Raw genomic sequence first — 20,364 nt, 5'->3', positions numbered from 1 at the left:
GTATGTTTTCCTGTATCGGGAGAGATCAAGCCTGGCGCCGGCGCCGCCAGGCGCGCGCGGCCACGACCAGCCAGGCGATGGCGGCGATGCCGGCGAACGCAAACCATTGCATGGCGTAGCCGATGTTCTGGTTGTAATCGACCGAGGGCTGGGGCCAGTCGCGCGCCAAGCCGTCGTCGTGCTCGCCGGTCTGCATCAGCACCGTCGGCAACAGCGTCAGGCCGCTGGCGCGCGCGTAGTCGTCGAGCTGCAGGTTCTGCACCACCGGCGGCAACGCTCCGGGCGCCGGCAGGGTGTCGGGCAGCTTGCCGGCGCGCTCGTCACCGAACGACCACAGCTCGAACAACCTGGGTACGCGCGGCATCAGTTCGCCGGTGATGGCCTGCGGGCCGGCCGGCGGCGCCGGCACCGAAAGCGCCTGGCCGGCGCCCAGCGCGCGCGGCAGCCAGCCGCGCAACACCAGCACGGCCGCGCCGCCGGCATGCAGCCGCAGCGGCGTGGCCAGCCAGTAGCCGGGCCGCCCGCCGTGATTGCGGTTCTCCAGCAGTACACTGAACTGCGGCAGCCATTGGCCCTCGGCGCTGGCGGCGCGCCATGCGGTCAGCTGCGGCGCCGGCGTATCGGGCGCCAGGGCCAGGGGCGCCAGCGCGCGCCCGCCCTCGATGGCGGCCAGCACGGCGCGGCGCTCGTCGGCGCGATGCAGCTGCCAACGCCCCAGCGATGCGAGAATGGCCGCCGCGATACCCAGCAGCAGCAAAGCTGCCAAGGTCAATTTCCACGAGTGCGGTCGAGCCATGTCTGCAATAATTTCCGTTTTGCGCCGGAGGCCTGCATGCGCGTCATAGTCATAGTGGCCTTCATCGGTATTCTCGCCAGCCTGGCATCCGCCCTGGTCTACCTGATGAAGGACAAAGGCAGTACCAACCGCACGGTCAATGCGCTGACGGTGCGCATCGGGCTGTCGGTTGCCCTGTTCCTGTTCGTGCTGCTGGCCCATCACCTGGGCTGGATAGAAAGCACGGGATTGAGATAGCGCACGGCGGCGCGAGTTCCCGCGGCCGCGCCCTGCATGATAGCCCTGCTGGCGAACGAATGCCCCCTTGCGGGGGCATTCGTCGTCCAGGCGCGCAGCGACGGCGGGTCTAGAACCAGTACACGAACAGGTACAGGCCCAGCCACACCACGTCGACGAAGTGCCAGTACCAGGCGGCGCCTTCGAAGCCGAAGTGGTTGTCGGCGGTGAAATGGCCCCGGATCAGGCGGATCAGGATCACGGTCAGCATGGTGGCGCCCACGATCACGTGGAAACCGTGAAAGCCCGTCAGCATGTAGAACAGCGACCCGTATGCGCCCGAGTTGAACTTCAGGTTCAGGTCGGCATAGGCGTGGATGTACTCAGCGGCCTGACAGGCCACGAAGATGAAGCCCAGCGTCACCGTCGCGAACAGCCAGAAGATGGCCTTGCCGCGCAGGTTCTCGCGCAGCGCGTGGTGCGCGATGGTCAGCGTCACGCCCGAGGACAGCAACAGCGCCGTGTTGATGGTGGGCAGCCAGAACGGGCCGACCGTCTGGAAGTGCTCGACCACGCCGGCCGGGCCGAAGTTGGGCCAGGTGGCGTTGAAGTCGGGCCACAGCAGCAGCTTGTGGTCCAGGTCGCCCAGCCACGGCGTGGTGATGGTGCGCACATACCAGAGCGCGCCGAAGAAACCGGCGAAGAACATCACTTCCGAGAAGATGAACCAGCTCATCCCCCAGCGGTACGACGCGTCGATGCGCTTGCTGTACAAGCCGCTCTCGGACTCCTGGATGGCGTCGCCGAACCAGAAGTACAGGGTGAGGAACAGGCCGATCACGCCGGCCAGCACCACCCACTTGCCCCACACGGCGCCATTGACCCAACCGGCCGCGCCCAGGCCCATGGCCAACAGTGCCAAGGCGGTCCGCACGGGGTGCCCGGAATCTGCAGGCACGTAGTAGTACGGGGCCTCTTTGCCTTGAACCGAGTGGCTCGCACTCATGGTCTTCTCCCTGGTACAGATTGTTGAATTATTGCGTCATGCCAGGCCGGCGACGGCCCAGCGCACGATCGCCACCAGGGCGATCACGAAAATTGCAGCAGCCAGCAGGCCGGCCACGATGACATGCACGGGATTCAGCCTGGCGATGTCGTCCTGGTAGCCCGCACCCTTGCGCACCCCGAAAAAGCCCCACAGCACGGCTTTCATGGTCTGGAAAAAGCTCAGCTTGCGCTGGCTGAGCTTGTGCAGGTCGTCGGTCATGTCATGTCCTCCGTCAGCCCGTCACGCCGGCAAACAGCACGGCGCCGCGGATAAAAGTCCAGACGAACACCGCCGCGACCAGCGCCAACAGGATGAGGGCGATATTGCGATTGCGGCGGCGTTGCTCAGGAGTCATGTTACTGCCTTGCTGCGTAGGGGTGCGATGGCCTTACTTTACTTCGGGCGGGGTTTCAAAGGTATGGAACGGCGCCGGCGACGGCACGGTCCACTCCAGGCCTTCGGCGCCTTCCCAGGGCTTGGCCGCGGCCACTTCGCCCTTGCCGCGGTAGCAGCGCACCACGGCCCACAGGAAGATCAGCTGCGACAGGCCGAACCAGAACGCACCGATCGTGGCCAGCTGGTGGAAGGTGGTGAACTGGGCGGCATAGTCGGCGTAACGGCGCGGCATGCCGGCCAGGCCCAGGAAGTGCATCGGGAAGAAGGTGATGTTGAACGAGATCATCGACGACCAGAAATGCAGCTTGCCCAGCTTCTCGCTGTACATGCGGCCGGTCCACTTGGGCAGCCAGTAGTACGTGCCGGCGAACAGCGCGAACAGCGAGCCCGCCACCAGCACGTAGTGGAAGTGCGCCACCACGTAATAGGTGTCGTGCACCTGGATGTCGATCGGCGCGACAGACAGGATCAGCCCGGTGAAGCCGCCGATGGTGAACACGAAGATGAAGCCCACCGAGAACAGCATCGGCGTCTCGAAGGTCATCGAACCGCGCCACATGGTGGCCACCCAGTTGAACACCTTCACCCCGGTCGGGATCGAGATCAGCATGGTGGCGTACATGAAGTACAGCTGCCCGGTCACCGGCATGCCGGTGGTGAACATGTGGTGCGCCCAGACGATGAACGCCAGGATGGCGATGGCGGCGGTGGCGTACACCATCGACGCATAGCCGAACAGCTGCTTGCGGGCAAAGGCCGGCACGATGGCCGACACGATGCCGAACGCCGGCAGGATCATGATGTAGACCTCGGGGTGCCCGAAGAACCAGAACACGTGCTGGTACAGCACCGGGTCGCCGCCGGCGGCGGCGTTGAAGAAGCCGGTGCCGAAGTGGCGGTCGGTCAGCACCATGGTGATGGCCGCGGCCAGCACCGGCAGCACCGCGATCAGCAGGAACGCGGTGATCAGCCAGGTCCAGCAGAACAGCGGCATCTTCATCAGCGTCATGCCGGGCGCGCGCATGTTCAGCACCGTGACGATGATGTTGATCGCGCCCATGATGGACGAGGCGCCCATGATGTGCAGCGCGAAGATCGCCAGGTCCATGCCGGGGCCCATCTGGGCCGACAGCGGCGCATACAGCGTCCAGCCCGCGGCGGTGGCGCCGCCGGGCACGAAGAACGACACCGTCAGCATGATGCCGGCGACCGGCAGCAGCCAGAAGCTGAAGTTGTTCATGCGGGCGAACGCCATGTCTGAGGCGCCGATCTGCAGCGGGATCATCCAGTTGGCGAAGCCCACGAAGGCGGGCATGACGGCGCCGAACACCATGATCAGGCCGTGCATGGTGGTGAACTGGTTGAACAGTTCGGGGCGGAAGAACTGCAGACCGGGCTCGAACAGCTCGGTGCGCAGCAACAGGGCCAGCACGCCGCCTTCCATCAACATGAAGAACGAGAAGATGAGGTACATCGTCCCGATATCTTTGTGGTTGGTAGCGAAAAGCCAGCGGCGCCAGCCGCTCGGCATGGCGTGGTGGTGGTCATCGTGACCGTGGCCGTGGCCCGGCGACACGTGGTCTACAGTGACGCTGCTCATGATGGACTCCTTCCTGCTGATTGCCGGCCTCGGTCCAGGAGGCCGGCAGGGATCTCGATCGAACTAACGGTGGAAACTGCCAACTACCGGAACAGCGGCGGCGCGCGCTTCAGCGCGCCGCCACCACGTCCTTGGGTTGGACCACCGGGTCCTGGCCCTTGCCCGCATTGCTCCAGGCATTGCGCGTGTAGGTGATGACCGCCGCGACTTCGACGTCGTTGAGCTGGCCGCCGAACGCCGCCATGGCGGTGCCGGGCTTGCCCTTGAGCACGGTATTGATCTGCGCGGCCTTGGGGCCCAGCACGACGGGGTCGCCGTCAAGCGGAGGGAACGAGCCGGGAATGCCCTTGCCGTTGGCCTGGTGACAGGCCACGCAATTGGCGGCAAACACCTTCTCGCCGCGCGCGACCAGTTCGGCCTGGGTCCATTCCTTGTTGGGATCGTCAGCCGAGGCCGCCATCTTCTTTTTCTGGTCGGCGACCCACTTGTCGTACTCGGGCTGCGCCAGCACCTCCACCACGATGGGCATGAAGGCGTGGTCCTTGCCGCACAGCTCGGCGCACTGGCCACGATAGATGCCGGGCTTCTCGGCGCGGAACCAGGCGTCGCGCAGGAAACCGGGAATGGCATCCTGCTTGACGCCGAAGTCCGGGACCATCCACGAGTGGATGACGTCGCCGGCGGTCAGCACCACGCGCACCTTCTTGTCGACCGGAACCACCATGTGGTTGTCGACTTCCATCAGATAGAACTGGCCCTTGGGCTCGCGGTTCTCGATCTGCGCGCGCGGCGTGGACAGGGTGGACAGGAACTTGATGCCGGCGGCTTCGCCGTCAAGATACTCGTAGCCCCACTTCCATTGATAGCCCGTGACCTTGACGGTCACGTCGGCGCTGGAAGTGTCCTTCATGGCGACCACGGTCTTGGTCGCCGGCAGCGCCATGGCGATGACGATGAGGAAAGGAATGACGGTCCACGCGACTTCCACGCCCAGGTGCTCGTGGAAAGTGGCGGCCTTGTGCCCGCGCGACTTCCGGTGCGCCCAGATCGAATAGAACATCACGCCGAACACGCCGATGAAGATCACGATACAGATCGCGAGCATCATCCAATGCAGCCACACGACGTCTCGCGAGATTTGCGTGACGCCTTCGTGCAGGTTTAGCTGATTGACCCTTGGGCCCCCGGGCATGTCTTGGATTTGCGCCGCGGCCGCGCTGCCAACCAGCAGCGCACAAGCGCCCAGTATCCCTCTCCACTTCTTCATGCTTACCTCGAAACACGGCACGATGCCCGTTCCTTGATACGCCGTACAGGCCGTCCTAAAGGCGGGCAAACGCGCGATTTATTAGACGGTAGGGCAAGGCAGGGTAGAAGCAGCCCCGTCGATCCCACTCGAATTCACAAAGAAACCGCGGAATTATAGCGGACGCGCAAACGAATGTAATTTTGCCCACTTGAATTCGTTTCGAAGCGCCCCCATCTGCGCGCCCGCCATGGCGTCCGCAACGCGCGGCTGAACTAAAATCCGTCCCATGCCAGACACTCACTATGCAAGCCAGCAGCGGCTCACGAGGCTGTATGCCGAGCTCGGTCAACGCGCCCAGGCCCTGCCGCCCGACCAGGCCCGACCGCTCTACATCGCCGGCCATTGTTGCGGCTGGGTCACGCATGCCGCGTGCGACGCCCTGCGCGCCAGCGGCTTGGCCGACCTGCAGCCCGACGCCGACGGCCTGCGCATCGGCGCCGAGCTCGCGCCCGGCCCGCGACTGGACGCCCTGCTGGCCCAGGTTGCGCAATCCTTGCGCGATGCCCGCTGCCTGCGCGGCTGGCGCGACGAATTGCTGGACGTATGCGCCGGCGACCTGCGCCTGGGCGCCATCGAGCGCGCCGCGGTGCGGCCGCTGGGGCTCAATACCCGCGCCGTGCACCTGAACGCCTGGACGCCGCAAGGCGAACTGTGGATCGCGCGCCGCGCGATGACGAAATCCACCGATCCCGGCATGTGGGACACCCTGGTCGGCGGCCTGGCCGGCAGCGGCGAAGACCTGGAAACCGCGCTGGTGCGCGAATGCGGCGAAGAAGCCGGCCTGGATCCGCATCAGCTGGAGCAACGCACGCCGCTGCGCACCATCCTGCGCATGCACCGGCGGCTGCCCGAGGGCTACCAGGTCGAAGACCTGCTGACCAGCACCTGCGTGCTGCCGGCCGACGCGCGGCCGGCCAACCGCGACGGCGAAGTCATGGAAATCGCCACCATCGGCATCGACCACGCCGTGCGGCGCATCGAAGCCGGCGAATTCACCCTGGAAGCCGCGCTGGTCATCGTCGAAGACATCATGCAGCGCAGGGCCGAAGGCAAAACCTGACCCTCGGGTGCCTGTCCCCGCAGGGGGACTGGCACAACCTGACCCCCGGGTGCCTGTCCCCGCAGGGGGACTGGCACCCGCTGACTTCCCGGCGTGCCTGTCCCAGCGGAGACAGGCACCGCCATACCACCCAGCCCCTACGCCGGCGCCGAATCCTCCGAGGCCGTGGCGGCGGCGGCCGCCGCCGCGGCTTGCGAGTATTGCTTCCACACCTCGATGGCGCGCATGCGCTGCTTGGCAACCGTCTGGATGCGCTCGCGCAGGTGCTCGTCGCGCGCGAGCAGGGCGTGGAAATCGCGCGCCGACAGCATCAGCAGCTTGCTGTAGCCCAGCGACGTGACATCGGGCACCAGTTGCTCCTCGCCCAGCAGGGCGAGCTCGCCGAAGAATTCCCCGCTGCCCAGTTCGATGGTGGTGTGGTCGGGCAGGTGCACCACCACGGCCCCGGACGCCACGATGCACATCTCCTGGCCGTGGCGGCCCTGGGTCAGCACATGCTGGTCGGGCAGGGCCAGGCGCGGCTTGAGCAGGCGGCAGATCGCGCGCAGCGAATCCTGGCTCAGGCCCTCGAACAGCGGCACGCGCTTGACCAGTTCGGCCGAACCCAGCTCGATGTCCAACGGCGGATGCTTGTCGATGTGCTGCCAGCGGGCTTTCAATTGCGCCATCAGGTCGGCATAGACTTCGCCGCTGATGAGGAACTGCTCGAGCATGTCGCGATAGCGCCGGCGCTCCAGTTCGCGCGCCACCCGGCCCAGATGGCTTTCCTGCAGCCAGAGCGAATACGACGGGTACTGCAGCGTCAGCGCCTGCAGCGCGTTCTCGATCAGGTCCAGGCGGCGCTGGTGCGCGGCGATGATGCGGTCGGCGGCCTCCTCGCCCAGCAGGGGGGCCACCTGCTCGCGCGCGAACTTCATCAAGTCCCGCGCCACCGACCGCTTGGTCAGCAGGCTGGCGAAACGCTTGCCCAGCTCGCGCGCCAGCCAACCCTGGAACCCGAACATATAGTGCGTCCGCAAGGCCATGCGGAACAACCTCGAATAGCGCACGTCGGCAACGATGCCCGCCTCGAAGCCGGCCAGCCCGCCGGCGCGCACCGCGTCCTCCAGGCGCTCGGCGCGCGCCAGCAGGCCTTCGGCCAGGCGCCAGTCGACGATCTGCGCCTTCAGGATGTCGAAGAACATTTCCTCTTCGCGCCGGGCCACGATGGACAGGCCGACCGCCACCCGCTGGTCCAGCGTCATCTGGCCGACCTGCCCGTCGTGCACGCTGGTCAGGCTGGCGTCGAACACCGCGCGGATGCGGTCGCGCGCCTCGGGATTGACATGGTCGACCTTGGCGATCTCTTCGGTGCGGCCCTGCAGATCCTCCAGCGCGGCCGCCAAGACCTGGTTGCGGATGGTGCGCTCCACCGGGGACAACTGGTTCAGGCCCAGCATGCGGATCAGCGGACGCAGGCTGACGCCGTTGATCATCAGGGTCATCAGCACGAAACCGGTGGTCGCGACGGCCACGAACTGGCGCGCCTGCTCCGGCACCGAACTCTGCTCGGTCACCGCCAGGGCCAGCGCCAGCGACACGGCGCCGCGCAGGCCGCCCCACCACATGACGCTCTTGTACGGGTTGCTGACTTCGGCGCCGATGCGCGCCACCCGCAGCAGCGGCAGCAGGCCGAACACCACGATGGCGCGCGCGACCAGGGTGGCGGCGAACACCACCAGCACCAGCAGCAGTTCCTGCCAATCCGCCTCGGCCATCAGCTTGGGAATCAGCATGGCCGCGAACAGGAAGATCAGCGAATTGGCCCAGAACCCGAACTGCCCCCAGGCGCTGGACAGGAACTCGAACGTGGTGGGCGACATGCGCGTGCGCCCGGTCGACCCCACCACCAGTCCGGCGATGACCGTGGCCACCACCCCGGACACGCCCAGGTAGTGCTCGGAAATGAAGAACGACAGATACGCCAGCGTCAGCGTCAGGGTGATCTCGGCGGTCGGGAAGCCGCGCAACCAGGCAAACAACGCGCATGCCAGGCGCCCCATCAGGAAGCCCGCCAGCCCGCCGCCGACGAAATGGAAAACGAAATCGTTGAAGACCGCGCCCACCGACAGCTCGCCGCTGCCGCCCAGCGCCGCCAGCAGCACCGAGTACAGGGCGATCGAGGCCGCGTCGTTGAACAGGCTCTCGCCTTCGACCAGCGTGGTCAACCGCTTGGGCGCGCCCACTTCGCGGAAAATGCCCACCACCGCGGCCGGGTCGGTCGTGGCGACGATGGCCCCCAGCAAGAGGCAGACGATCAGGCCATACGACGAAACGGCATCGACCGCGAAACCCACCACCAGCGTGCACACCACGACCGCCACGATCGCCATCATCAGGATCGGGCCGATATCGTCGATCAGCCGGCGCACGTTCATCGACAACGCGGTCTCGAACAGCAGCACCGGCAGGAACACCATCAAGAAAGTTTCGGATGAAATCTCGAAATGCTCGATGGTGTCGAGCAGGTCGCCCAGCACGGGCGGGGCCCAGCCATGCAAGTGCACGCCGATGCCCAGCAGGCAGCCGACCAGCGCCAGCAGCACCGAATAGGGCAGCTTGAGGCGGCCGGCAAGCGGCGGCATGAAACAGACCAGCGTCAGCAGCCCAGCCAGTCCAAATACGAGAAAACCAATATCCATGGGCGAGACTTCTTGTCCTGGCTGCCTTATAAAGAGCAACAAGAATAGCGGTTTTTTCCGGAAAACCGACGCCTGCCCGCGGCCGGGCGCACACTTGGTTACGCGGCCGGCATGGCGCGCCCGGCTTGCGCCGGGAAATTTCGGTATGGTGAAAACCCCGTTTGCCCTGGAGCCATCTTGTCCGATTCCGCCGTCCCCGTTCGCGCCGACGCGCCCGCCGTACTGGTGCAGTTGACCGACATGCACCTGTTCGACGAACCGCATACGGCGATGCTGGGCGTGGATACCGAAGCCAGCCTGCAGGCCGTGCTGCGGCAAGTCGGCGACGATGGCCTGAACCCCGACGCGCTGCTGGCCACCGGCGACCTGTCGCAAGACGGTTCGCCGGCCTCGTACCAGCGCCTGCACGCCCTGCTGGCGCAAACCGGCCTGCCGGTGCGCTGCCTGCCCGGCAACCACGACGTGCCCGCCACGCTGCGGGCCGAACTGGGCGCGTGGACCGACCCGGTGCTCGACCTGGGCGCCTGGCGCATCGTGCTGCTGGATTCGACGGTGCCCGGCTCCAACGGCGGGCACCTCGGCGACGACCAGCTCGATCTGCTCAGCCGCGCCGCCAGCCTTGCCGGCGACCGCCCGCTGCTGGTGGCCGTGCACCACAATCCGGTGCAAAGCGAACCCGGCTGGCACGACACCATGATGCTGGACAACGCGCAGTTGCTCTTCCAGCGCCTGCAGCGCCTGCCCCAGGCGCGCGTGCTGCTGTGGGGACACGTGCACCAGGAATTCGACTGCCGCCGCCACAACCTGCGCATGCTGGCCACGCCGTCGACCTGCTTCCAGTTCGTCGTGCGCGACGGCAAGCATTGCGTGGACGACGCCGCGCCGGGCTACCGCTGGCTCAAGTTGTACGCGGATGGATCGCTGGCGACCGGTGTGCGGCGTCTCGATGACGCCCGGTGGCGCGCCTTGCTGCGCCGGAACGCCGGTTGAAGCGGGCCGCCGCGGGCGGCTTGCGCAACGATCGGGCAAAAAAAATGGGGCACCGATATGCTAGGTGCCCCGCAAGCATCCGTCTCATAGGGGAGGGGAAAGAGGAGAAGCCGAGACGGATGACAAGACTGCAACCGTTGGCATGGCCAAGTTCGCGGTCTACGTATGTTTAGGCGCAAGAGCGGCGATTTAGTTTCCGGCGGGCCAGGGCGGCGGGCAAGTATTTTGTATCTGAACGTATCAAAAATCGGCTTCTGCGTGGGGCGAAGCGTTCATGGCGTACGGAGGCGCGCCTGTCCCGGCGGGGGCAGATACCGTCGTGGCCATCAACCGCTCATGGCCTGCGACGGTGTGCCTGTCCCAGTGGGGACAGGCACACGCTGCCGCGGACGCCAGTTCCCATGCTGGGACAGGCGCAGGTGCCGCGAAAGGCCCCAAAGAAAACAGACCGCCGTGGCGGTCTGTCTTGCATGCGCGAACGCCGCGAACGGCGTCAGGCGGGCGTCAACGCGCCGCGCATTTTCTTCAGCGCCGCGGCTTCGATCTGGCGCACCCGCTCGGCCGATACGCCGAACTCCTGGGCCAGTTCGTGCAGGGTCAGGCCGCCGTCGTCCTGCAGCCAACGGGCCTCGATGATGCGGCGCGAACGCGCGTCCAGCGCTTCGAGCGCCCGGCCCAGGCCGGCGCCCTGCAGGTCGTCGTGCGCCATGCGGTCCAGCACGCGGCTCGGCTCTTGCCGGCCCTCATCGGACAGGTAGGCGATCGGCGCGAAGCTGTCGTCGTCATCGTCCTGGCTTTCCAGCGACAGGTCGCGTCCGGACAGGCGCACTTCCATCTCGCTGACGTCCTCGCGGCGCACATTGAGCTCGCGCGCGATGTGGTCGACCTGCTCGGGATCCAGCGTCTGGCCGTCGGGCCGCATGCTGCGCAGATTGAAGAACAGCTTGCGCTGCGCCTTGGTGGTGGCCACCTTGACCAGCCGCCAGTTGCGGATGATGAATTCGTGGATTTCGGCCTTGATCCAGTGCACGGCGAACGACACCAGCCGCACCCCGCGCTCGGGATCGAAGCGCTTGACGGCCTTCATCAGCCCGACGTTGCCTTCCTGGATCAGGTCTGCGTGCGGCAGGCCGTATCCCAGGTACTGGCGCGCCACCGACACCACCAGCCGCAGGTGCGACACGACCAGTTCGCGCGCGGCCTCGAGGTCGCCCTCGTCGCGCAGGCGGCGGGCGAGCTGGCCTTCCTGCTCGGCGGTCAGGATGGGCAGGCGGTTGACGGCGGAAATGTAGGCATCGATGGTGCCAAGCGCACCCGGGTTGGCCACGGCCAACGCCAGGGCGTTGCCGGAAAGGGCCAACGAACTGCTGGGTTGAGTCATGTTTGCGGCCTCCAGGGGAAGGTTGTCTACAGGCATGGAACGATGTTAGCACTCCACGCAATCGAGTGCTAATACGACTGCTGCGCCGCGCCAAAGTTCCGTAATTTCCCGGTGCGCGGGGCGGTTTCTTATGCGTCCCCTTATTTACCAGCCCAGTTGCTTCAGGCGCTCGGCCGTGGCCGCGTCGGCCGGCCGGATGAACAGCGCGCCGCGCGGGTCCAGGTATACCTGGTAGCGCGCGCCGTCGAACATGGGCATATATGCTGCGCTGCCAAACTGGACATCCACGAACGGCAGCCAGTTGGGCACGAGGCGCTTGACCTGGGCCAGGTCCGGCGCCGGCCAGTCGTCCAGGGCATGCACCGAACGGGTCGCCGAGCGCTCGCGCGCCGTGTCCTGGTAGCGCCCCGACAGGCGCTCCAGCCGGTACAGCGGCGGGACGCCCGCCAGCAGCGCCGGCAGCCGCCAGCGCACCACCTTGGCATCGATCTGCCATTGGTCGCCGTACAGGGTGTAGTCGCGCATCCGCTGGTCGGGAGTGCGCGCGGCCAGCTGGAACTGGCCGTCGCCCTGCTGGCGCACCATGACTTCGGCCACGGGCTTGTCGTCGGTCAGGCGGGCAAACTGCACCAGCGACAGGGCCAGCAGGCCCGACACGCCGGCCAGGGCCAGCAGCAGCAGGCCGAACAGCCGGCGCACCGGCCGCAGCCGGAACACACGGCGGCCGGCCTCGTCGCGCGGGCCGCCGCGTCCGAACAGCATGACCAGGCCCGGCAGCAGCACGATCAGCGCCGCCAGGCCAATCCAGGCAAAAGGAGCAAGAGCGTCGATCACGAGGGTCCTTGCGCGGGCATCCGGGCCGCTCAGTATATAAAGCAGCCCGTGCCCGGCCTGTTACCCCAGCCGCTCGACGTGAAACCGGATGTGATCCTCGATGAATGTCGAAATGAAGTAATAGCCGTGGTCATAGCCCTCGTGCCGGCGCAGCGTCAGCGGCTGGCCGGCATGGCGGCAGGCCGCCTCGAACAGCTCGGGACGCAGCTGCTCGACCAGGAAACCGTCGGCCAGGCCCTGGTCGACCAGGATGCCATCCGGATAGGGCTGGCGCAGGGTGCGCACCAACGCGCTGGCGTCATAGGCCTCCCAGGCCTTGCGGTCGGCGCCCAGATAGCGCTCGAAGGCCTTGTGGCCCCACGGCACCTGGGCAGGCGCGACGACCGGCGCGAATGCCGAGACCGAGCGGAACCTGTCCGGATTGCGCAGGGCCAGCACCAGGGCGCCATGGCCGCCCATGGAGTGGCCGAAAATGCCCACCCGGGCGGCGTCGCCCGGCAGCTCGCCGGTGACGATGCCGTACAGCTCGTCGACCACGTAGCTGTACATCCGATAGTGGCCGCTCCACGGCTCGACGGTGGCGTCCAGGTAGAACCCCGCGCCGACGCCGAAATCCCAGTGCTCGTCCTCGCCGGGGATGCCGGCGCCGCGCGGGCTGGTGTCCGGCGCCACCAGCATCACGCCGTGCTGGGCGGCCAGGCGCTGCGCGCCGGCCTTGATCATGAAGGTCTCCTCGGTGCAGGTCAGCCCGGCCAGGTAGAACAGCACCGGCACCGGGCCGTGCGCGGCCTGGGCCGGCACGAACACCGAAAAGCGCATGGGCAGGCCGATCTCCTTCGAGGCATGGCGGTAGTAGCGTTGCCAGCCATCGAAGCAGCGATGCTGCGAGACGAGTTCCAGGACCGCCATGTCAGTACACCACGACGGAGCGGATGGACTCGCCGCGCTTCATCAGGTCGAAGCCTTCGTTGATGCGGTCCAGGGGCAGGGTATGCGTGATCAGGTCGTCGATGTTGATCTTGCCTTCCATGTACCAGTCGACGATCCTGGGCACGTCGGTGCGGCCGCGCGCGCCGCCGAACGCCGAGCCTTTCCACTCGCGGCCGGTCACCAGCTGGAACGGACGGGTGCTGATTTCGGCCCCGGCCTCGGCCACGCCGATGATGACGGACTGGCCCCAGCCCTTGTGGCAACACTCCAGCGCCTGGCGCATGACCTTGGTGTTGCCGATGCACTCGAACGAATAGTCCGCGCCGCCGTCGGTCATCTGGATGATGTGGTCGACCACGTTCTCGACTTCGTTCGGGTTGACGAAGTGGGTCATGCCGAATTTGCGCGCCATGGCTTCGCGCGCCGGATTGAGGTCCACGCCGATGATCTTGTCGGCGCCCACCATCTTGGCGCCCTGGATGACGTTCAGGCCGATGCCGCCCAGCCCGAACACCACCACATTGGCGCCGGCCTCCACCTTGGCGGTGAACACCACGGCGCCGATACCGGTGGTGACGCCGCAGCCGATATAGCAGATCTTGTCGAACGGGGCGTCGGGTCGCACCTTGGCCAGCGCGATCTCGGGCACCACGATGTGGTTGGCGAAGGTGGACGTGCCCATGTAGTGGAACAGGGGCTTGCCGTCGATCGAGAAGCGCGAGGTGCCGTCCGGCATCAGGCCCTTGCCCTGGGTGGTGCGGATGGCCTGGCACAGGTTGGTCTTGCGCGACAGGCAGAACTTGCACTGGCGGCACTCGGGCGTGTAGAGCGGGATGACATGGTCGCCCTTTTTCAGCGTGGTCACGCCCGGCCCCACGTCCATGACCACGCCCGCGCCTTCGTGGCCCAGGATCGCCGGGAAAATTCCCTCCGGATCGGCACCCGACAAAGTGTAATAATCGGTGTGACAGATGCCCGTGGCCTTCACCTCCACCAGAACCTCCCCGGCCTTGGGGCCCTCGAGGTCGACGTCTTCGACCGTCAACGGGGCACCCGCTTTCCAGGCGATAGCGGCTTTTGTCTTCATATATTGCTCCTGATGTCCTAGGGAAACCTGCGGGTATTGATCCTTGACTTCGGATGTTAACCTGCATAAATCTAGCCTGATCTGTCCACAGGCTTCCTATACAGGCTTGACCGAAGGCGATAGCGGCACTATTTATATAGCCGTGGCACTCCATCCAACCCGTTAGCGCGAAGCCCCAGCTTATGGCCCGTCTGCCCCGCTTGTACGCCCCCGGGCTGCCCCAATTGGTGCAGGCCAATTTCGTCCAGCCGCTGGCGCCGCCTTCGCAGCCGGCGCCGCAAGACATCCTCAACCAGCTGGGAAGCTGGCTGGGCGAGTCGGCCCAGCGCCATCGGGTCGGCGTGCACGCATGGGTGCTGGCCAACGACCGGATCCTGCTGCTGGCCACGCCGGCCGACGAGGAAGGCCTGCCGCGCCTGATGCAGACGCTGGGCCGCAACCTGGCCGCGCGCCTGCGCGGCGGCCGCGTGTTTGCCGGCCGCTACCGCTCCGCGCTGCTCGAACCGGGCGCCTGGGTGCTGCCGTCGCAAGTCTGGCTGGAAACCTACCCGGTGCGCAGCGGCGCCGCCACGGAACCGGACGGCTGGCCCTGGTCGTCGGCCGGCAGCCATACCGGCAACACCGGCGCGCCCCCGGCGCAATGGCAATCGGATCACGCCGATTACTGGGCCTGCGGCAATACGCCGTTCGATCGCCAGGCCAATTACCGCCGCCTGCTGCACGACGGCCTGTCGCGCGAGCAGATACAGCGCATCGAACAAGCGGTATCCGGCCAGTGGGCGCTGGGCGGCCCGGCGTTCATCGCCAGCCTGGCCCATACCGCCAGCCGCCGCGTGGCCCCCGGCCAGCGCGGCCGGCCGCGCAAGAAGCCCGCGCCGGCCGCGGCCGACGCCCCCGATACCCCAGGCACCGTCCACACGCCGACCACGCCGAACACCTCCAATTGAGCCGCCGCCCCGGCTGGGGCGTTGCGTACTGCCCACCCGGCCCCGTGCCGCGTGGGCATTTTGCTGCGCCTGCCGCGCCAGTTCGCCAGCCCTGAAACAATAAGGGACGTATAAAGACGCGACGGCCGCGATCGAAAGACGAAGCCGCGCTCTCCTGGGCATTCGGGCCTGCCGGCGCCATGGCCTGCCGATCCATTTATACGTCCCTAATAATTTCATCTATGGGAAACGACACATTAAATTAGGGTCATACCCTGTATTTTTGGCTTGCATGGGCACACCCCGCGCAGTATTGTCCCTTTGCACTGCAACATTCTCGACGCAGGCCACTGCGGAGCGCGTTATGCCCTACACCAAGTCTTCCGATTCCTGTCGCCCGGTCGCGGCGACCCCCATCGACGCAAGCCGTATCGGCCTGCCCGCCCCCCAGGGCCTGTATCACCCGCGCAACGAGCACGACGCCTGTGGCGTCGGCTTCGTGGCCCATATCAAGGGCCGCAAGAGCCACTCCATCATCCAGCAAGGCCTGAAGATCCTGGAAAACCTGGATCACCGGGGCGCCGTCGGCGCCGACAAGCTGATGGGCGACGGCGCCGGCATCCTGATCCAGATCCCCGACGCGCTGTACCGCGACGAACTGGCGCAGCAGGGCATCGTGCTGCCGCCGCCGGGCGAATATGGCGTGGCGATGGTGTTCCTGCCCAAGGAGACCGCTTCGCGCCTGGCCTGTGAGCAGGAGCTGGAGCGCTCCGTGCGCGCCGAGGGCCAGACCGTGCTGGGCTGGCGCGACGTGCCGGTGGACGTCGAAATGCCGATGTCGCCCGCGGTGCGCGGCCTGGAGCCGGTGATCCGCCAGCTGTTCATCGGCCGCGGCGCCGACGTGATGGTGCCCGACGCGCTGGAACGCAAGCTGTACGTGATCCGCAAGACCGCCAGCCACGCCATCCAGAACATGCGCCTGGCGCACGGCAAGGAATACTTCGTGCCCTCGGCCTCGGTGCGCACCGTGGTCTACAAGGGCCTGCTGCTGGCCGACCAGGTCGGCCGCTACTATCGCGACCTGGCCGATCCGCGCACGGTGTCGGCGCTGGCGCTGGTACACCAGCGCTTCTCGACCAACACGTTCCCCGCCTGGCCGCTGGCCCACCCGTACCGCATGATCGCCCACAACGGCGAAATCAACACGGTCAAGGGCAACTTCAACTGGCTGCGGGCCCGCGAAGGCATGATGCAGTCGGCGGTGCTGGGCGACGACCTGAAGAAGCTGTACCCCATCGTCTACGAAGGCCAGTCCGATACCGCCACGTTCGACAACTGCCTCGAACTGCTGGTGAATTCCGGCTATTCGCTGGCGCACGCCATGATGATGATGATCCCGGAAGCCTGGGAGCAGCACACGCAGATGGACGAGAGCCGGCGCGCCTTCTATGAGTACCACGCGGCCATGATGGAGCCCTGGGACGGCCCGGCGGCGGTCGCCTTCACCGACGGGCGCCAGATCGGCGCCACGCTGGACCGCAACGGCCTGCGTCCGGCGCGCTACCTGATCACCGACGACGACATGGTCATCATGGCGTCCGAAGCCGGCACGCTGTCGATCCCGGAAAACCGCATCGTCAAGAAATGGCGCCTGCAGCCGGGCAAGATGTTCCTGATCGACCTGGAGCAAGGCCGCATCATCGACGATGGCGAGATCAAGCTGCAGCTGGCCAACAGCCGTCCGTACCGCCAGTGGATCGAACGCCTGCAGGTCAAGCTGGAGTCGCTGCCCGCGCCCAGGACCGCGTCGCCCGCCACCCAGACGGCCGTGCCGCTGCTCGATCGCCAGCAGGCGTTCGGCTGGACCCAGGAAGATTTCAAGTTCATCCTCGAACCCATGGCCGCCAGCGGCGAGGAAGTGATCGGCTCGATGGGCAACGATGCCCCGCTGGCCGTGCTGTCGAACCGTTCCAAGCCGTTCTACAACTACTTCCGCCAGCTGTTCGCGCAAGTGACCAACCCGCCGATCGACCCGATCCGCGAACAGATGGTCATGTCGCTGGTCTCGTTCATCGGCCCCAAGCCCAACCTGCTGGACATCAACAACGTCAACCCGCCGCTGCGCCTGGAAGTGACGCAGCCCGTGCTGGATTTCGCCGCCATGGCGCAGATCCGCGACATCGACCAGGTCACCGGCAAGAAATTCCGCAGCTATGAGCTGGACATCACCTATCCGGCCGCCTGGGGCTCGGAAGGCATCGAGGCGCGCGTGGCGGCGCTGTGCGCGCGCGCCGTCGACGCGGTGCAAAGCGGCTACAACATCCTGATCGTGTCCGACCGCCTGGTCGACGCCGACCGCGTGGCCATCCCGGCGCTGCTGGCGACCTCCGCGGTGCACCAGCACCTGATCCGCGCCGGCCTGCGCACCAACGCCGGCCTGGTGGTCGAAACCGGCTCGGCGCGCGAAGTGCACCATTTCGCGCTGCTGGGCGGGTATGGCGCCGAAGCCATCCACCCGTACCTGGCGCTGGAGTCGCTGGGTCACCTGGCCGACCCCGACAAGGCGATCAAGAACTACACCAAGGCCATCGGCAAGGGCCTGAACAAGGTGATGTCCAAGATGGGCATCTCCACCTACATGTCGTACTGCGGCGCACAGATCTTCGAAGCGGTGGGCCTGCAGCGCGCGCTGGTGGACAAGTACTTCACCGGCACCGCCTCCAACATCGAAGGCATCGGCATCTTCCAGGTGGCCGAGGAAGCGCTGCGCATGCATCGCGCCGCGTTCGGCAACGACCCGGTGCTGGCCAACGACCTGGACGCCGGCGGCGAATACGCCTTCCGCATCCGCGGCGAAGAACACATGTGGACGCCCGACTCCATCGCCAAGCTGCAGCACGCGTCGCGCTCGAACAACTACCGCACCTACAAGGAATACGCGCAGATCATCAACGACCAGAGCCGCCGCCACATGACGCTGCGCGGCCTGTTCGAGTTCCGTTTCGACCCGAGCCGCGCCATCCCGCTGGACGACGTCGAGCCGGCCAAGGAAATCGTGCGCCGCTTCGCCACCGGCGCCATGTCGCTGGGCTCGATCTCGACCGAGGCCCACTCGGTGCTGGCCGTGGCCATGAACCGCATCGGCGGCAAGTCCAACACGGGCGAGGGCGGCGAGGACGAACTGCGCTACCGCGCCGAGCTGCGCTCGGGCGGCAGCGTCATCAAGGACGGCGACACGCTCGCCTCGGTGCTGGGCAGCGACCGCGTCGAGGCCGACGTGGCCCTGCGCGCCGGCGATTCGCTGCGGTCGCGCATCAAGCAGGTGGCCTCGGGCCGCTTCGGCGTCAGCGCCGAGTACCTGTCCAGCGCCGACCAGATCCAGATCAAGATGGCCCAGGGCGCCAAGCCCGGCGAAGGCGGCCAGCTGCCGGGCCACAAGGTCTCCGAGTACATCGCCAAGCTGCGCTACTCGGTGCCCGGCGTGGGCCTGATCTCGCCGCCGCCGCACCACGATATCTACTCGATCGAGGACCTGGCCCAGCTCATCCACGACCTGAAGAACGTCAACGCCCGCGCCTCGGTCTCGGTCAAGCTGGTCTCGGAAGTGGGCGTGGGCACGGTGGCCGCCGGCGTGGCCAAGGCCAAGGCCGACCACGTCGTCATCGCCGGCCATGACGGCGGCACCGGCGCCTCGCCGGTCTCGTCCATCAAGCATGCCGGCACGCCCTGGGAACTGGGCCTGGCCGAAACGCAGCAGACGCTGGTGCTCAACCGCCTGCGTTCGCGCATCCGCGTGCAGGCCGACGGCCAGATGAAGACCGGCCGCGACGTGATCATCGGCGCGCTGCTGGGCGCCGACGAATTCGGCTTCGCGACCGCCCCCCTGGTGGTCGAAGGCTGCATCATGATGCGCAAGTGCCACCTGAACACCTGTCCGGTGGGCGTGGCCACGCAGGATCCGGAGCTGCGCAAGAAATTCCAGGGCAAGCCCGAGCACGTGGTGAACTATTTCTTCTTCGTCGCCGAGGAAGTGCGCGAAATCATGGCCCAGCTGGGCATCCGCAAGTTCGACGAGCTGATCGGCCGCACCGACCTGCTGGACATGCGCGCCAGCGTCGAGCACTGGAAGGCGCAAGGCCTGGATTTCTCGCGCGTGTTCCACCGGGTCGTCTCGGACGCCGATGTGCGCCAGACCGAAGCGCAGGACCACGGCCTGGCCGGCGCGCTGGACCACCAGTTGATCGAGCGCAGCAAGCCCGCGCTCGAGCGTGGCGAGAAAGTCTCGTTCATCGTGCCGGTGCGCAACCGCAACCGCACCATCGGCGCCATGCTGTCGGGCGCGGTGGCCGCGCGCTACGGCCACGACGGCCTGCCCGACGACACCATCCACATCCAGTGCAACGGCACCGCCGGCCAGAGCTTCGGCGCGTTCCTGGCGCATGGCATCACGATGGACCTGGTGGGCGAAGCCAACGACTACGTGGGCAAGGGCCTGTCGGGAGGCCGCATCGTGGTGCGCTCGCCGAACGACTTCCGCGGCTTCGGCCCGGACCACATCATCGCCGGCAACACGGTGCTGTACGGCGCGCTGTCGGGCGAAGCCTTCTTCAACGGCGTGGCCGGCGAGCGCTTCGCGGTGCGCAACTCGGGCGCGGCCACGGTGGTCGAGGGCACCGGCGACCACGGCTGCGAATACATGACGGGCGGCACGGTCGTGGTGCTGGGCGCCACGGGCCGCAACTTCGCCGCCGGCATGTCGGGCGGCGTGGCGTATGTCTGGGATCCGGACCGCACCTTCCGGGAGCGCTGCAACACCGCCATGGTCGAACTCGAACCGGTGCTGCCGCATGCCGAGCAGCAATCGGCCAACGAGATCGAATCCTGGCACAGCGCGCAGCGCGGCGGCGAGCGCGATACCGACGAAGCCATTCTGCGCCGCCTGGTCGAAGACCACTTCCGCTATACGGGCAGCTTCCGCGCCCGCGAGATCCTGGGCGACTGGGAAGCGTCGCGCGGCAAGTTCGTCAAGGTCATGCCGACGGAATACCGCCGCGCATTGGGTGAATTGTGGCGTGCAGCCAACCCGCAACAAATGGCTGCGTGAGGATTA

The 20,364-nt window shown here is 66.8% G+C and carries 16 protein-coding genes; 5 read left to right on the top strand and 11 right to left on the bottom strand.

All coding sequences use genetic code 11. From position 1 onward, the window contains the following. Positions 1 to 25: 25 nt before the first annotated feature. Positions 26 to 772, bottom strand: coding sequence for an SURF1 family protein (locus CAL11_RS00840; RefSeq protein ID WP_279629040.1), 747 nt, complete (start codon positions 770 to 772; stop codon positions 26 to 28). Positions 773 to 832: 60 nt separating this feature from the next. On the opposite strand from CAL11_RS00840, the gene CAL11_RS00835 reads away from it, so the two are divergent. Continuing rightward, positions 833 to 1,033 (top strand): twin transmembrane helix small protein, encoded by a 201-nt coding sequence (locus CAL11_RS00835; protein WP_003815736.1) that lies wholly within the window; start codon positions 833 to 835, stop codon positions 1,031 to 1,033. Between the two features lie 109 nt (positions 1,034 to 1,142). Here the strand turns inward: CAL11_RS00835 and CAL11_RS00830 are convergent, their stop codons facing one another. From CAL11_RS00830 to coxB, 5 genes are all read right to left on the bottom strand, one after another. Next, on the bottom strand, positions 1,143 to 2,018 hold the full coding sequence (locus tag CAL11_RS00830; protein ID WP_003815738.1) for a cytochrome c oxidase subunit 3: 876 nt from the start codon (positions 2,016 to 2,018) through the stop codon (positions 1,143 to 1,145). Between the two features lie 36 nt (positions 2,019 to 2,054). Continuing rightward, positions 2,055 to 2,279, bottom strand: coding sequence for a DUF2970 domain-containing protein (locus CAL11_RS00825; protein ID WP_003815740.1), 225 nt, complete (start codon positions 2,277 to 2,279; stop codon positions 2,055 to 2,057). A gap of 13 nt (positions 2,280 to 2,292) precedes the next feature. Further along, positions 2,293 to 2,415: a cytochrome oxidase small assembly protein gene (locus CAL11_RS24530; RefSeq protein ID WP_015064813.1), complete on the bottom strand. Its 123-nt coding sequence runs from the start codon at positions 2,413 to 2,415 to the stop codon at positions 2,293 to 2,295. Positions 2,416 to 2,448: 33 nt separating this feature from the next. Beyond that, positions 2,449 to 4,056 (bottom strand): cytochrome c oxidase subunit I, encoded by a 1,608-nt coding sequence (gene ctaD, locus CAL11_RS00815; protein ID WP_015064812.1) that lies wholly within the window; start codon positions 4,054 to 4,056, stop codon positions 2,449 to 2,451. A 109-nt stretch (positions 4,057 to 4,165) separates the two neighbouring features. After that, entirely contained in the window at positions 4,166 to 5,323 is a 1,158-nt protein-coding gene (coxB, locus tag CAL11_RS00810) for a cytochrome c oxidase subunit II (protein ID WP_086091849.1), read from the bottom strand. Positions 5,324 to 5,591: 268 nt separating this feature from the next. Here coxB and CAL11_RS00805 point away from each other — a divergent pair, with 268 nt between their 5' ends. Continuing rightward, on the top strand, positions 5,592 to 6,425 hold the full coding sequence (locus tag CAL11_RS00805; RefSeq protein ID WP_086091848.1) for an NUDIX hydrolase: 834 nt from the start codon (positions 5,592 to 5,594) through the stop codon (positions 6,423 to 6,425). 137 nt (positions 6,426 to 6,562) lie between these two features. On the opposite strand, the gene CAL11_RS00800 is transcribed toward CAL11_RS00805, so the two are convergent. Beyond that, entirely contained in the window at positions 6,563 to 9,106 is a 2,544-nt protein-coding gene (locus CAL11_RS00800) for a cation:proton antiporter (RefSeq protein ID WP_086091847.1), read from the bottom strand. A gap of 177 nt (positions 9,107 to 9,283) precedes the next feature. Between CAL11_RS00800 and CAL11_RS00795 the strand changes: the two genes are divergently transcribed. After that, positions 9,284 to 10,096, top strand: a complete 813-nt coding sequence (locus CAL11_RS00795; RefSeq protein WP_015064808.1) for a metallophosphoesterase — start codon at positions 9,284 to 9,286, stop codon at positions 10,094 to 10,096. A 493-nt stretch (positions 10,097 to 10,589) separates the two neighbouring features. On the opposite strand, the gene rpoH is transcribed toward CAL11_RS00795, so the two are convergent. From rpoH to CAL11_RS00775, 4 genes are all read right to left on the bottom strand, one after another. After that, positions 10,590 to 11,513 carry an RNA polymerase sigma factor RpoH gene (gene rpoH / locus CAL11_RS00790; protein WP_003815756.1) on the bottom strand — a complete coding sequence of 308 codons (924 nt, stop codon included), beginning with the start codon at positions 11,511 to 11,513 and terminating at the stop codon, positions 10,590 to 10,592. A 108-nt stretch (positions 11,514 to 11,621) separates the two neighbouring features. Beyond that, positions 11,622 to 12,311 (bottom strand): hypothetical protein, encoded by a 690-nt coding sequence (locus CAL11_RS00785; protein WP_086091846.1) that lies wholly within the window; start codon positions 12,309 to 12,311, stop codon positions 11,622 to 11,624. 60 nt (positions 12,312 to 12,371) lie between these two features. Then, positions 12,372 to 13,220, bottom strand: coding sequence for an S-formylglutathione hydrolase (gene fghA / locus CAL11_RS00780; RefSeq protein ID WP_086091845.1), 849 nt, complete (start codon positions 13,218 to 13,220; stop codon positions 12,372 to 12,374). Between the two features lies 1 nt (position 13,221). Continuing rightward, positions 13,222 to 14,328, bottom strand: a complete 1,107-nt coding sequence (locus CAL11_RS00775) for an S-(hydroxymethyl)glutathione dehydrogenase/class III alcohol dehydrogenase (protein ID WP_015064805.1) — start codon at positions 14,326 to 14,328, stop codon at positions 13,222 to 13,224. A gap of 182 nt (positions 14,329 to 14,510) precedes the next feature. Between CAL11_RS00775 and CAL11_RS00770 the strand changes: the two genes are divergently transcribed. Together CAL11_RS00770 and CAL11_RS00765 are read left to right on the top strand one after the other, a co-directional pair. After that, on the top strand, positions 14,511 to 15,275 hold the full coding sequence (locus CAL11_RS00770) for a hypothetical protein (protein ID WP_086091844.1): 765 nt from the start codon (positions 14,511 to 14,513) through the stop codon (positions 15,273 to 15,275). Positions 15,276 to 15,618: 343 nt separating this feature from the next. Then, complete coding sequence (locus CAL11_RS00765; RefSeq protein WP_033468216.1) at positions 15,619 to 20,358, top strand: glutamate synthase-related protein; 4,740 nt, start codon at positions 15,619 to 15,621, stop codon at positions 20,356 to 20,358. Positions 20,359 to 20,364: the final 6 nt, after the last annotated feature.

This window comes from Bordetella genomosp. 6 (genome assembly GCF_002119705.1).
Taxonomy (GTDB): Bacteria; Pseudomonadota; Gammaproteobacteria; order Burkholderiales; family Burkholderiaceae_B; genus Bordetella; species Bordetella bronchiseptica_F.
Note: the sequence above shows the minus strand (reverse complement) of the source record. Positions and strands in the feature narration are given on the sequence as shown.

Bases quoted from the DNA above. Each gene is read 5' to 3' on its own strand.
- CAL11_RS00770 (WP_086091844.1), top strand. From the start codon at position 14,511: ATGGCCCGTCTGCCCCGCTTGTACGCCCCCGGGCTGCCCCAATTGGTG.
- CAL11_RS00775 (WP_015064805.1), bottom strand. From the start codon at position 14,328: ATGAAGACAAAAGCCGCTATCGCCTGGAAAGCGGGTGCCCCGTTGACG.
- CAL11_RS00835 (WP_003815736.1), top strand. From the start codon at position 833: ATGCGCGTCATAGTCATAGTGGCCTTCATCGGTATTCTCGCCAGCCTG.
- CAL11_RS00825 (WP_003815740.1), bottom strand. From the start codon at position 2,279: ATGACCGACGACCTGCACAAGCTCAGCCAGCGCAAGCTGAGCTTTTTC.
- CAL11_RS24530 (WP_015064813.1), bottom strand. From the start codon at position 2,415: ATGACTCCTGAGCAACGCCGCCGCAATCGCAATATCGCCCTCATCCTG.
- rpoH (WP_003815756.1), bottom strand. From the start codon at position 11,513: ATGCCTGTAGACAACCTTCCCCTGGAGGCCGCAAACATGACTCAACCC.
- ctaD (WP_015064812.1), bottom strand. From the start codon at position 4,056: ATGAGCAGCGTCACTGTAGACCACGTGTCGCCGGGCCACGGCCACGGT.
- CAL11_RS00800 (WP_086091847.1), bottom strand. From the start codon at position 9,106: ATGGATATTGGTTTTCTCGTATTTGGACTGGCTGGGCTGCTGACGCTG.
- coxB (WP_086091849.1), bottom strand. From the start codon at position 5,323: ATGAAGAAGTGGAGAGGGATACTGGGCGCTTGTGCGCTGCTGGTTGGC.
- fghA (WP_086091845.1), bottom strand. From the start codon at position 13,220: ATGGCGGTCCTGGAACTCGTCTCGCAGCATCGCTGCTTCGATGGCTGG.
- CAL11_RS00805 (WP_086091848.1), top strand. From the start codon at position 5,592: ATGCCAGACACTCACTATGCAAGCCAGCAGCGGCTCACGAGGCTGTAT.
- CAL11_RS00765 (WP_033468216.1), top strand. From the start codon at position 15,619: ATGCCCTACACCAAGTCTTCCGATTCCTGTCGCCCGGTCGCGGCGACC.
- CAL11_RS00830 (WP_003815738.1), bottom strand. From the start codon at position 2,018: ATGAGTGCGAGCCACTCGGTTCAAGGCAAAGAGGCCCCGTACTACTAC.